Consider the following 12,550-nt stretch of genomic DNA (forward strand, 5'->3'; position numbering starts at 1 on the left):
CCCGTGCACCGGCGAGCCCCTTGGCCCGCCGAACAGTGGTGACCAGTGAACGGCGCGGCAGGCTTGGCCGGGAGCGTTCATCGAGGGGTTCACGTGAACACCAGCAAATGCGAAGGGGGTTCACCAATGAACCCCGCAACGCGACACTGCTGTGACACGATGAACACTCGCCGTAATTCTCGGGTTGGCAGGGGAGCATGAGCCGAGAACCGAACGCTCAGTTGATCGCGGTCATGGACGAGGCGAGGGTCTCCAACAAGGGGCTGGCCAAGCGGATGAAGGACGCTGCCGCCCAGCGAGGTATCAGTCTCGGAACGACACACATCGCTGTGCAGCGCTGGCGAGATGGCGTCGGCATCAAGCCGGAGACGGCAGCGATCATGGCCGACGTCCTCAGTGCCAAGCTGGGCCGCCGCATCACACCGGGCGATCTCGGTTTCTTCGACCACACTCGGCCGCCCACCCCCGAGCCGATCGGCTACCCGAGCACGGTTCCCGACGCCCTGTCCATGCTGGACGGCCTTGCGCAGGAGCCGGCCGACACCCCAGCCTCAGACCAACTGATCATTGCGGACGCCGACCTCAGCTCAGCTGTCCTGTCATGGATGATCGCGCGGCCTGACGGCATCCAGGCCGACAAGCCTGCGCACCAACGAGTCGGCATGCGTGACGTACGCGCGATCAGGGATGCAGCCTCGATGTTCATGCAGCTCGACTTCAAGTACGGCGGAGGCCACGGCCACAAGGCATTACGCCACTACTTCCGTCATGAGGTGCTTCCCCTGCTGAACGCCAGCTACAGCGAGAAGGTAGGTACAGCGCTGTTCGGGGCCGCCGCCGAGGTCTCGCAGTTGCTCGCATGGACCGCATACGACGTCGGCAACCACCGGCTTGCCCACCGCTACCTCACCTCCACACTGCGCCTGTCCCAGGTCATCAACGACCGGATGTTCGGTGCACGCATCCTGGGCAACCTCAGCCACCAGGCCAACTACTTGGGCAACCACACCCAAGCCATCCAGCTTGCCCGCGCAGCCGTCGAGGGCGCCAAAGGCCAAGCCACTCCGCGAGCCATGGCGAATTACTGGGCGATGGAGGCCCGCGCGCTCTCCAACGCCGGCGACCGAGCCGGAGCGTCGGAGGCAATGACCCAAGCGGAACGACACTTCGAGCGTGCCGAAGGTGCCGATGACCCGGCATGGCTGAGCTACTTCGATGACGCCGAACTCTTGGGCGAGTTCTGCCACTGTTTCCGGGACCTGAAGATGCGACGGGAAGCCGTCGAGCACGCACAGCGCGCCGTCGACAGTACCGATCCGCAGTACGCCCGCACGTTGGGCTTCTGCCGTATGGTGCTCGCCCAGAGCCAGCTGCTGAACGGCGAGCTGGAAGCCGCCGTCACCACCGCAAGCCTTGCAGTGGATGGCGGCGACTCTCTCCAGTCCTCCCGTTTCCAGCGCTACGTCACCGACTTCCAGGCCGAGGTCAGCGCCCACGCCGCGCACCCCGCCGTCGTCGCCTTCAACGAGCAGGTGAGCGAAGCTCTCGCCCGCTTGGACGACGAGGACGAGTAGCAGCTACCAGGGGCGCCAATCGCGCGGCGCATCGTCGTTACGCAAGCCAGCGATGCGCCGGCAGTACTCGGCCGCCGTCTCCTCGTTCTCCTCCACGTTCTGCATGAGCCACGTCGTCATGCCGAACTCTTGCAGCCGCCGGAGCGTGTCGTAACCGTGCCAGTCGTACAGGTCCCGCCCGTACGCCCGCACAAAGTCCGCGTACTGCTCATCGGTCTGCCACCCAAGGCTATGATGCTCGACCGCCGTGACCATCAGGTCCCACTCCGGGTGATCGAAGCAGAAGGCCTCGAAGTCGATCAGGATCACCTCATCCCGATCGTTCACCATGAGGTTCTGGACGTGAGCATCACCGTGCACCGGCCCCTTCGGAGTCTCGAACCTCAACTCCTCGAACTGCCCGCGCAGCTCCTGCCACCGCTTGCGGAGGAAGACCCGGTCATTGTCTGGGATCGGCGCCTTACTGATCCGCAGCTCTTGCTTGTCGAAGGGATCGAACGCAGGCAGCTCAAGATCCGCGGGCACCGTCATGGAGTGCAGGTCCCTCAGGATGCCGCCCAGTTCGCCGTACGTGGCCTTACGGTCGCCCTCCACAATGAGGCGCCAGAAGGTCACCGGGTGGCCGTCGACGAGGAACGGCTGTTCCAGGCCGTCAACGAGTTGGGACGCCGGGAACCCCTCTGTGGCTAGCCACCTAGCAACAGCAACCTCGACACGAGCCTTCGGCAACCACGGTTCGCCCCGAGCCACTCGGACGATCACAGGCGCCGTGGCCAGTCGGAACAGCGCGTTCTCTCCCAGCCGGATCAGCTCAGCGCCTCTGTCATCGAGCCCTGCAGCCCGGCACGCGGCAGCCACCACCCGCGCAGCCTTGGCCGACGTGAACCCCTCTTCCGTGCGAGCAGCGTCAACCGCCATGCCCGTAACAACTCCCCTAGTCGCGCGCGATCAGCCAGCGCACGCTCACCGGGTGACCAACCCGCCGTGCGCCAGACACGGCTCCGACAGTATCGGGGGGAGGGCTACGAAACGAGGGGGCACGTAGTCCTTACGGCGCTATGTGCTCGGATATACGGCGACTCTCAAAGCTCGATGCTATCTCGAGGAGCGACTTCACGCCTGGTTAAGCGTCGGACTCCGGAGATTTAGGCTGATTCCACCAGCCCCCCACGGAACGTCTTGAGTAGAGCGGCTTGGCCTACATGAGATAGAAGCGATGAGGCCACGCCCAGTCTCGCCGACACCTGCTCCTTGATTTCCAATAGCTTACCAACACGACGAACAATTTCTCGCTGTTCGTCGATAGGCGGAAGAGCCACTGCCACCTGCGAGAGAATGGCCAGATTAATGTTCGCCTGAGCTGTAGCGGGAGCAAAAGAAGCCAAGTCACGTCGAACAACGCGCATAAACAGTTCAACGTATTCGGGCAGTGCGATATCCTCATCCGCAATCAATCCAACTACACTGTCAGGAAAGCATGCAGGATAGGTCAACAGAGCACTATTTGCGATATTGGCGGCGATAGTGATGCACACAGTCCCAGTAGGCCAGAGAAGACTTTGAGTGAGCCCTCGTTCGTTGTAGGTTTGGGAGTGCTCCATGATCCGGCCGCCCGAGCGAGCGACGTCACCGGTCTGAATAAATGGGTACGGGCCACCAAAAAGGGCTGGGTCATTCCGCGGTCGATGCTTCGATTTACCGCGCCCCAACTCTCCCAGCTCCGGCAATGCCGCCCAGCACCACTCGTCTGGGATTGGCGGCAGGGCGTCTCGAGAAGGAAGGTTGGGCTGCTTGTACTTGCGCCCCAACCGCTGCCGATTTGCCTCACGCTTCTCTTGCAGCGCCGTCAGAGACGGTTCGGGACGGTTCTCGTTCCGCCACTCGGATGTGAGCGTTCCTGAAGTGGCGGCAACCAGAACCGCCCGATCCAGGCGTCCAGTAATCTGTTGGGCCGAGGTAAGGTGCGGCAATACGCTTTCGCGTTTCGAAAAAGCTTCCTCAGCCGAGTCAATCAGTTTGCGACGCTGATCAATTGGCGGCACGGGCAGCAGGGTACCCTTCAGCAGAGGGTACTGAATGCTCTGGACTGTCGTCCCATCCCGACGACTTGAGACGAGTAGCTTGCGAGCACTCATTCGAAGGAAGAGCGCGAGCCACTCATTCAGCAGAGGCTCCTCGGAATAAAATGCCTTAACATCCTGATTGATGGTTACGGGCACTTCAGTCACCGCCACAGGCAACGTATGGGCAAGCACGCCACTACGTACCACTACAAGGACTGATCCTGGCGGGCAGACACGGAGCTTCGTTTCGTCAATAGCCTTCTGAGTGACGGTCAACGTACTCGAAGATAGGCGTGAAGACTTGATATCTTTAGACGAAACCCAGGGCATTCCAGGACCCCAGTAGCTTTCATCGCTCTTCGAGGGCGTATGGCCACCCCAAGAATCGAAAAGATCGCCGATCTTCGCCATACACCATCCGGGCGGTGCGTCGACAACGGTCACAGCACACCTCCGGAACCATTGCCCAGCAGCTTCTGCATGTCGATTAGCCCGTCAAGAGCAAGTTGCAGCTCCTCCATCGCTTCGGTGATCAGCTCTTCAGGTTCCGGCAGCTCGTCTGGGTCATCGAGATCTTCATCGCGAAGCCATTTAAAGCTGTCAAGCTTGTAATGACGCTCCCTAACCTCGTCAATCGTAAAGCTGCGCCAACGATTCTCCGGCGAATCGCCGATAGCCCGCTCGCTCAGACCATTAGGGTCGCCGCCGTAGCATTTCTCAAATTCAGCAAAGTGTGCCGGTGTCAGCGGTCGGCTCTTCTTTGTGATCTTTGGAACGTTCGCACGCGCGTCGTATACCCAAACTTTCCGAGTAGGGCGCCCCTTAGTGAAGAAGATGACGTTCGTATTCGTGCCCGGAGTATACGGATTGAACGTGCCTCGTGGACACCGCAACACAGTATGGACGTCAGCATCCTGCATTAGGATCTCGAAGACCTCGCCAGCTTTATCGGCAAACAGAACGTTGTCCGGCACTACAATTGCGGCACGTCCGCCAGGCTTAAGAATGGTTAGGACATGCTGGACGAAATTGAGCTGCTTGTTGGCAGTCTCGATAGTGAAGTCCTCTCGGACTGGCGCCTGGTTTGCACCTCTATTCCCGAAAGGGGGATTGGTGATAACTACGTCATAGCGCCGACTGTCTGGGGCTTCGTAGAGCGAGTCACCGAGTGTGATATGCGGATCCACCTGGTGCAGGTAAAGATTCATCAACGCAAGCCGGCGGGGACGCTCGACCAGCTCCTGTCCGTAGTACGTCGAAGCCCGAACTTGCTTAGCGGTCTCGCGGTCGAGTGCCCCACCCGTTTCTTCCTTCAGCCACTCGTACGCAGCGACGAGGAAACCGCCGGTACCACACGCTGGGTCGCAGATTGTGAACTGCCGATGCGCACGGGGGTCAGGCTGGATGAGCCGCACCATCGTCCGGATGAGCGGTCTCGGCGTGAAGTACTGACCAGCGCCCTTCTTTCCTTCAGCGGCCGACTTCTCTAGCAAGCCCTCGAACGCCGCTGCCTTGACGTCAACGTCGAGGCTGGTCCACTCAGTCTCGTCGATAGCCTTAATAAGTCGACTCAACGTCGCTGGCTTAGTCAGCCTATTCTGTGCACCGGAGAAAATGTCGCCTAGCATGCCCTGCTGCTTACCGAGCGCCACCAGCAGCTTGGAGTAGTGCTCGGTCAGTTCAGTGCCAGACTGCTTGCGCAAGTGTGGCCAGTCGCACGGCACCTGGACGTCGCTGCCAGCAGGGTCTTTGTCCACGTACATGGGCAGTTCGATGGCCTGCTCATCGGCCATCTTGAGGAACAACAGGTACGTGAGTTGCTCAATGTAGTCGCCGTAATCGACACCATCGTGGCGCAACGAGTGGGCATAGCCCCAGAGTTTCCCTACGACGTCGGTCATGCGGCGACTAGCTCCTCGTTCAACTGATTGATCAGGTCAGGCAAGTGATGACCAAAGACGCGGCTGGCGCGTCGCCATCCACCGCGGGATGACAGGATCGGGATGAGCTCGAAGTCCTCGCGGTCTATCGAGAGGTTTTCGATCAGATGCTGCTCAATGTATCCGATCCACTGCTGCTGCTCGCCGGTGAGCTCACGACCGGCCGTCACATGAGCGACAGCTGCCTGGACGCGCTCTTGGGCAGTGAGGAGCGGAGCTGCGTCGAGTACAGCGCGCTTGACCATCGAGATGATGTCTACGAGAGCCTTGCCGTACTCGGCGCGAAAAGCACGTTCCAGGTTCGCCTCGGTAAAGTGCTCTGGTGCCCGACTCAAGGCATCACGCAGCTCAGTCAGGGCGCGCGGATTCCAGCCCTGCGGACGTTTAAATAGGACCATCAAAGCATCAACCTTGTCCGCTTCGCTGCGGACGAAGTCGCTGAACGCGGTCAGGTAGTCGTCGGGTCGATACTCCCGACCGGTAGCGCCGCGGATCAACCATTCGGAACTTACGTCGTCGACAGCGCTGCTCGCAACGACGAAGGTGCGTCCACCTCGGGGATAGTGCTCCAGGAGGTTTTGGAAGCTTGGATCGCGCAGGATGCCCATTGTACCCATGAATGACGTGCGCAGCAGGGTAGGCAGCTTGGATGCCCAGTCGCCCAGATCGCCATCCGGAATGAAGGCCGAGAAAAGTTGATACGCCTCACCGTTCATCGACTTGGCAATGCGTTGGAGGCGCTTCACCAGCCGACGGACGTTGTAGTCACGGTCCTTGTTCTGCCAAATCTCCTCGATGACTTGGGCGTTCGACTTGTTGTCGCTCTCGGCCGGCTCAGCGGTGATGCCCGTGGCACCCTTGAAGTACGCCAATAGGCTGCCGCCGAAACAGTCAAAGACGACAAAGCGATCTTTGTCTGGTGCCTGGTCACCGCCTCGGCGAGTGCCACGACCGAGCATCTGCTCAAACAGAATGCGAGACTTCACAGGACGGAGAAATACAAGGAACTCCAGGTCTGGGATGTCCACGCCGGTGGTGAGCAGGTCAACCGTGACTACGATTCCAGGCTTTGGACGGTTCCTGAACTTCCGAATCAGCTGGAGTGGGCGGTCGACTCGTCCGGTGACCTTGGCAACGAACTCTTCGCCTCTGTCGAAGATCTCGCGGGCCATTCTCACGAGCTGGTCAGCATGCGAGACATGCTGCAGGTCGTTGGTCGCGAAGATCAAGGTCTTGGGAAAGCGGCCATGCTCCTGTTCGTACGCTTCAGCGTAGCGTTTGAGCTCTACAAGGATCTTTCGGTTGGAGTCAGGCGCGGTGACCTTACGCTCAACCTCGCTGGCGTCGAAGGTTCGCTCGTCCTCCAATAGATCAAGCTGTCTGCTACCGGTCTCTGGGTCGATCTCGTCGATCTGTTCGCCCTCGCGGAGAAAGACACCGTTGATGCGAATGTCCGAGCGAACCTTCACCACATCGTAGTCGACGAGGTACCCCTCGCGGACGGCGCGTTCATATTCGTACCGAAAGACGAGGTTCTCAAAATATGCCATCGTGTGGGCCGCCGGCGTGGCGGTGAGGCCGATCTTGATGGCATCGAAGTGGTCAAGGGTATCCCGCCAGATTGCACGCTCACGAGCCGAATAACCGCGGTGGCATTCATCTGCAATGATGAGGTCGAACGCGTGGATCGGGATGTCAAGCTGCTCCACATCAGCGTCAATGTCGCCACCGTCGATCTTGAGGGCGCGCTCACCACCGAACAGGTTCATCGACATGCGCTGAATCGTGGTGACGTAGACGAAGGCATCGCCAAGTTGTGGGTGGGTCAGCAGCGAATTACTCATGACGTTGACATCGAACGGTGCATCATCGTCGAAGTCTTCGCGCCGGAAGGCTTGCGAGTAGACCGAGTAGATTTTGTCGAACTTGAGGCCTGGCTCAGCCTCGAACGAGGTGAACTCCCGCATGGTCTGCGCGGCTAGCGCACGGCGGTCAACCAAAAACAGGACCCGGCGAGCTACGCCTGACTTCATCAGCCGGTACGCCTCGTTAACCGTAGTCAGCGTCTTGCCCGTGCCGGTGGCCATCGTGACCAACATTTTGCGCTTGCCATCAGCGATAGCCTGCTCGATTGCCTGGTTTGCCTCAACCTGGTAGGGACGAAGACGCTGGTTGGCCGGCATTCTCCCAAGTGCGGCCAGCTCAACATCAAGATCGCGACTCAGCATCTCCGCCAACGCTGTCGGGGTATGAAACCCGGACACTAGCCGCGAGCGGTTCTGCTCGCGTCGTACGTCGTGGAAGTGGATCTGCTCACCGTTCGTCGAGTACAGGAACGGTACGCCGAACTCGCCCCGAAATCGCGGACCGTCGTTAACGCCTCGGGAGTACCGCTCAGCCTGCGTCAGCACCCCCTGCGGCCCGACCGTGACCTTTTTGGCCTCGACAACGGCACGTATGGCCCCGTCATCGGTCAGGGCATAGTCGGCCGGACCAGCCTCGGTCGGCCACTCCTCAACGGCTGCGGTCAGCGGTGGCCTGGAGGAGGGTTGATATGGCGTAACGGTCCAGCCAGCCGCAACGAGTTTCGGATCGATCCGTCGCTTGCGCGTGGCAGCCTCACGCTCCATGGCACCCTCCCCGAACCGTCATCGCATGCCCTTCGCCAGCACGCACCGAGAGCCCCCTCCACAGTGCGTGTGGTGGAGGTCAACTCTAGCGCTGGCCACCGACAATGCGGAGACGTAACGGAGGCGTACCCTGGCTGCCCAGAGCGACAGGGGCCGTCTATCCGTCGCCCCTCCATGCGGTTCCATGGAGTCTCTTCCAACCTCAGTTTGATGTCGCCAGACGAAGGCGGGCACGGCCGTCTTTGCCTGCGGTTCTTGCTGGAGTAGACAGGCTTGCCGCTCGGACAGCCGGTGCCGCCCTCCGACGCGAGCGCGGCCAGGACATCGAGGGCCTCCATCATCTGCCGGTACGCCATGGCGATGTCGATCCCGAGCCCAGCGGCATGGTGGGCGTACGTATGCCCGCAGCGCAGATGCGCCAGCAATGGCACGGTCCGCGGTCGGCCGGAATCCGATGTCACGGGGGTGCCGCGCTAGTACCTGTGCGCAGTCAGCAGGCGCCACAGTTGCCGATCGGGCAGGACACCCTGGTACAAGTTTCTCCGATGCACCCGCTACGGGGCAGAGGGCCCAACAGCGCGCGGGGTCGTAGACGGCCTCCTCATCAACGCCAATTCCTCAGACCCACTCCACCTCGGAGACGATTCGCGAGGCACTCGTTGGGCTCGGCAGCGGCGTCCGAGAGTACTCCGACGGCACTGGTGGGCGAGGACGGAAAGCGCCGGCCGCAGCCAGCGCAGCCGCCACCTCCTCCTCGCTCACCCCCGCCAGCGCCTCCATCACCCGATCGAGTGCCTCGCTCACGTCAGTGCTCGTGACCGCTCGAAACGGGCGTCTGACCAGCGTTCTTGACCGTCAGCGGCAGCAACTTCTTCCCGGTCGGTCCTACTTGTACCCAAGTATCCATCTGCGGGAAGGCAGGTCATCACAACCAAGGAGTCGCTGCCTGTAGAGCGTTGCCCACGAGCGCCCAGCATGGGTCACAAGCGGCGTGAGTAGCACGTCGGCCACCGACATGCCCCCGCACGTGTGGCTGCGTCCGCCCTTGAAACAGGCCACCGACGGTGCCGCCATTGCTCAACACACACAAGCGTGCGCCGCATGTACCACCCCCAGTGCACCTAGGCGCCCCCACCTGATGTCGCGAAATAATGAAGAGGCCTCCACTTCTCCTCCACAAGTGGTTAGCTGTTCAACGTGTTTCTCCGGGGGGAGAAACCTGTGGCTGCTCCCTCAGGGGCGGAGCGCCACCCGTGACTCGCGCGTGTCCACCGGCAAGAGGGGGCCGGTGACCCTGCCGCGTGCCGGCAAGTGGTCGAGTCACGAAGTCACATCACCAGCAGCTGCGATTCAGGCGCAGTTGTGTCTTCGGTCCGGCGGCACCGTCGTACGCCGCCGCGCCCATCTTCATCGGGGGTGACCCATCCATGCACGGATACGGACAGCTCGCTGCCACGGGCACGAGCCTGACCATCGGCAGCATCGTGCTCGACCAGACGTGGCTCATCGCCGCCGCATTGGGACTGGTAGTGCTGGGCGCCCTAGTCGTTCGGCTGGGGTTCCGCCGCGGCAAGGGACCGGGAGAGATCTGACCATGCAGCAGATACCTTCCGCCGCGTATGCGTCCCGAACACGCCTCGTCGTTGTCGCCACCCTGCCCCTGCTGGCATTTGTGGGCTGGGGCATCTACCACACCTTCGCGGTCCTGGCCGCCTTCCACGGCCACGGCAACCACCTCGCCCTGGCCTGGGCGGTCAGCTTCCTGCTTCTGTGGTGGGTTCCGCTGGCCTGGAAGGAGAAGCCGTACACCGCAACTCCGCGCCAGCAGAAGCAACTCGACAGCCTCACCGTGACCGTCCAGGTGCCGGTCTACAACGAGGACGAGGCCGCCCTGAGGCTCTGCCTGCAGAGCGTGTTCGAGCAGTCCCGTCGTCCCGACCGGATCCATGTGGTGGACGACGGCTCAATCGACAAGAGAACCGGTCGACCGATCACCTACGACTCAGTCCGCGACTGGTTCACCGACCGTGCCCGGGCACATGGCATCGAATCCACGTGGACCCGCACGGTCAACAGAGGCAAGCGCCACGCGCAGATGGAAGTCCTCGCCGATGATCCGGCCGACGTCTTCATCACTCTCGACAGCGACTCGGTCCTCGACCGTCAGGCCATTCACGAAGGGCTCAAGCCCTTCGCCCACCCCAAGGTGAAGTCCGTGGCCGGCATGGTCGTCGTGCTCAACAGCAGGGACAACCTGCTCACCTTCATGACGAGCATGCTGTACCTGCCCTTCACTCGTGGCTTCCGCTCAGCGCAGTCGGTCCTCAAACGCGTCATGGTCAACTCCGGCACCCTCGCGTTCTACCGCGGCGAGGTCATCCGCAAGTACGCCGACGCCTATCCGAACGAAACGTTCCGGGGCCGGCCGATGCAGATGAACGATGACTCGCTGATGACGCTGTACGGCCTCCTCGACGGAGACACCGTCCACCAGCCCAGCTCCATCTGCTTCACCCTGGTACCCGTCACCGTGCGGCACTACCTCAACCAGCAGTTCCGCTGGATGCGCGGCACCTTCGTCCGCACCTTCTGGTGGTTCCGCTACCTGCCCATCACCAGCGTCGCCTGGTGGATGCCCGTCATGGAAGTCGCGCAGCTCATCCTCTCCGTCGGCATCCCCGTGGCCCTGCTGACAGACCCGGCACAACGCCACAACCTGACCGCACTCTTGACCTCGACCGCCATCGTCGGACTCGGCGTGAACTGGATCATCGCCCTCAGGTTCTTCTGCATCGACCGCTCAGACGAATCCGCCTGGTTCCGCGCCGCCCTGTTCCTCACCGCGCCCTTCACCGGCATCTGGCGCCTGCTCATCCTCCGCCCGATGTACTTCTACGCGATGTTCACCTGCTGGAAGATCGGCAAATGGGGGACCCGCGACACCGTAGAAGTCGGCGTGGCTTAGGCCTCCGAGCGACGCCCTACGGGCACCCGCTCCACCGTTTGTCCGCCAACCCAGTGCAACGAGTCGCCACCCACCGCAGTGGGTGGCGACTCGTTCGTTGCCCGAGCGGGGAGAGGCCGCCACGTCGACTCACGGCCTTGTACGCCGTCGGACACCATCGAGCGCTCCCCAGAGGAGCAGGGGCCAGCCGACCGGCGTCCGCATGGGCCTAAACAAAGCTCTCAGACCCACTCCACCTCTGAATGGATGCGCGTGGTGCCTCCAGGCCCCGGCAGAGGCGTTCGTGGGGCCGCATGCTTCGCCGGTTGTTGTCGGCGAGAAGTACCCACAGCGGCCAACGCCGCAGCCACCTCGTCCTCGCTCGCATCCGCCAGCGCCTCCATCACCCGATCGAGTGCCCCACTCACGTCAGTGCTCGTGACCGCTCGAAGCGGGCGTCTGACCAGCGTTCTTGACCGTCAGCGGCAGCAACTTCTTGCCGGTCGGGCCTACTTGTACCCAAGTATCCATCTGCGGGCAGGGAGCCATGCACACTCGCGCCACGCCTCACGGCTGATACATGGGGCTGTCGCCGACCGCCGCTTCTGGAGTCCGACCTGGGCTCCGCCCCAGGGGGAGGCACCGGGGAACAGCGCCGACCGTAAGGCATGGTCATTTTCCAGCCAGCCGTGCCCCGGGGCGGCGTAAGAGTTCCGTGATCAGGCAAGGTCACGACTATCGTGCCTGGGTTGCATCTGTTACGGATATCAGATGGCAGGGGCACCACAAGTGAGTGGCTAAGGTGCTGCTGAGGGGCTGACTGCACGGGGGAGGACTCGATGGCCGACAACACGGGGGATCCGCAGGCAACTGCCGCTGCGCTGGAATCGGCCGCCGGTGCGCTGGCCGCGTCCGGAATCGGCCCAATCGCAGGCGTAGGTGCCGTCATGGCCCGGGAGTTGCGGGTCGAGGCCGAGACGCTGACGGCCTTCAAGAAGCGGGTGAACGACCTCCTGACTCGGCTGGAGAAGTCGAAGGCTGCCCCGCACAGGATCGCGGACGGCACCCTGCCGGCAGGGCGGTTGGGCAACTTCGACGAAGCCGACGCTCTCCACGGCGCATACAACCAGGTGCATTCCCAACTGGAGCGCCTTTCCAAGGTGCTGGCTCTGCAGATCGAGGGACTGATGGTCACGGTCGACGCGTCGAAGAGCAACTATCACAATCTCGACGCCGACGTTCGCGATCGCCTGCACCGCATCCGTGTGGAAGCCAACAAGCTGGCTGTCGAGAAGGTCGGGCCGGGATCAAAGGGACACACCCACGGCGGGGCGGATGCGTCCGGCCATGGCGGACACGGCTCCACGTCGGACTCTCAGACAGGTGGCCTGTGATGCCC

General features: G+C 62.1%; 8 protein-coding genes and 1 pseudogene. 4 read left to right on the forward strand and 5 right to left on the reverse strand.

Features of this window, described 5'->3' with window-relative positions:
• Positions 1-197: 197 nt before the first annotated feature.
• Positions 198-1,574 (forward strand): sporulation protein, encoded by a 1,377-nt coding sequence (locus tag ACFYOH_RS35460; protein WP_388634485.1) that lies wholly within the window; start codon positions 198-200, stop codon positions 1,572-1,574.
• A gap of 3 nt (positions 1,575-1,577) precedes the next feature.
• Here the strand turns inward: ACFYOH_RS35460 and ACFYOH_RS35465 are convergent, their stop codons facing one another.
• From ACFYOH_RS35465 to ACFYOH_RS35485, 5 genes and pseudogenes are all read right to left on the reverse strand, one after another.
• Positions 1,578-2,492 carry an aminoglycoside phosphotransferase family protein gene (locus ACFYOH_RS35465; protein ID WP_388634488.1) on the reverse strand — a complete coding sequence of 305 codons (915 nt, stop codon included), beginning with the start codon at positions 2,490-2,492 and terminating at the stop codon, positions 1,578-1,580.
• 227 nt (positions 2,493-2,719) lie between these two features.
• The gene (locus tag ACFYOH_RS35470) at positions 2,720-4,081 is read right to left on the reverse strand and encodes a restriction endonuclease subunit S (RefSeq protein WP_388634491.1); all 1,362 of its coding nucleotides are present in this window, start codon (positions 4,079-4,081) and stop codon (positions 2,720-2,722) included.
• Positions 4,078-5,538, reverse strand: a complete 1,461-nt coding sequence (locus tag ACFYOH_RS35475) for an N-6 DNA methylase (protein ID WP_388634494.1) — start codon at positions 5,536-5,538, stop codon at positions 4,078-4,080. The genes ACFYOH_RS35470 and ACFYOH_RS35475 overlap by 4 nt, the downstream gene beginning before the upstream one ends.
• A complete protein-coding gene (locus ACFYOH_RS35480; protein WP_388634497.1) occupies positions 5,535-8,207 on the reverse strand; it encodes a DEAD/DEAH box helicase family protein in 2,673 nt (890 codons plus the stop codon). The genes ACFYOH_RS35475 and ACFYOH_RS35480 overlap by 4 nt, the downstream gene beginning before the upstream one ends.
• A gap of 305 nt (positions 8,208-8,512) precedes the next feature.
• Positions 8,513-8,629: pseudogene (locus ACFYOH_RS35485) on the reverse strand (IS5/IS1182 family transposase); the annotation flags it as partial.
• A 1,005-nt stretch (positions 8,630-9,634) separates the two neighbouring features.
• Between ACFYOH_RS35485 and ACFYOH_RS35490 the strand changes: the two are divergent.
• From ACFYOH_RS35490 to ACFYOH_RS35500, 3 genes are all read left to right on the forward strand, one after another.
• On the forward strand, positions 9,635-9,799 hold the full coding sequence (locus ACFYOH_RS35490; RefSeq protein WP_388634499.1) for a hypothetical protein: 165 nt from the start codon (positions 9,635-9,637) through the stop codon (positions 9,797-9,799).
• A gap of 2 nt (positions 9,800-9,801) precedes the next feature.
• Positions 9,802-11,172, forward strand: a complete 1,371-nt coding sequence (locus ACFYOH_RS35495) for a glycosyltransferase (RefSeq protein ID WP_388634502.1) — start codon at positions 9,802-9,804, stop codon at positions 11,170-11,172.
• An 818-nt stretch (positions 11,173-11,990) separates the two neighbouring features.
• On the forward strand, positions 11,991-12,545 hold the full coding sequence (locus ACFYOH_RS35500) for a hypothetical protein (RefSeq protein WP_388634505.1): 555 nt from the start codon (positions 11,991-11,993) through the stop codon (positions 12,543-12,545).
• Positions 12,546-12,550 lie beyond the last annotated feature (5 nt).

The organism is Streptomyces sp. NPDC007856 (assembly GCF_042868225.1).
Lineage (GTDB): Bacteria > Actinomycetota > Actinomycetes > Streptomycetales > Streptomycetaceae > Streptomyces.

Coding starts and splice junctions, on each gene's coding strand:
- ACFYOH_RS35480 (WP_388634497.1), bottom strand. CDS start 8,207: ATGGAGCGTGAGGCTGCCACGCGCAAGCGACGGATCGATCCGAAACTC.
- ACFYOH_RS35490 (WP_388634499.1), top strand. CDS start 9,635: ATGCACGGATACGGACAGCTCGCTGCCACGGGCACGAGCCTGACCATC.
- ACFYOH_RS35500 (WP_388634505.1), top strand. CDS start 11,991: ATGGCCGACAACACGGGGGATCCGCAGGCAACTGCCGCTGCGCTGGAA.
- ACFYOH_RS35475 (WP_388634494.1), bottom strand. CDS start 5,538: ATGACCGACGTCGTAGGGAAACTCTGGGGCTATGCCCACTCGTTGCGC.
- ACFYOH_RS35460 (WP_388634485.1), top strand. CDS start 198: ATGAGCCGAGAACCGAACGCTCAGTTGATCGCGGTCATGGACGAGGCG.
- ACFYOH_RS35465 (WP_388634488.1), bottom strand. CDS start 2,492: ATGGCGGTTGACGCTGCTCGCACGGAAGAGGGGTTCACGTCGGCCAAG.
- ACFYOH_RS35495 (WP_388634502.1), top strand. CDS start 9,802: ATGCAGCAGATACCTTCCGCCGCGTATGCGTCCCGAACACGCCTCGTC.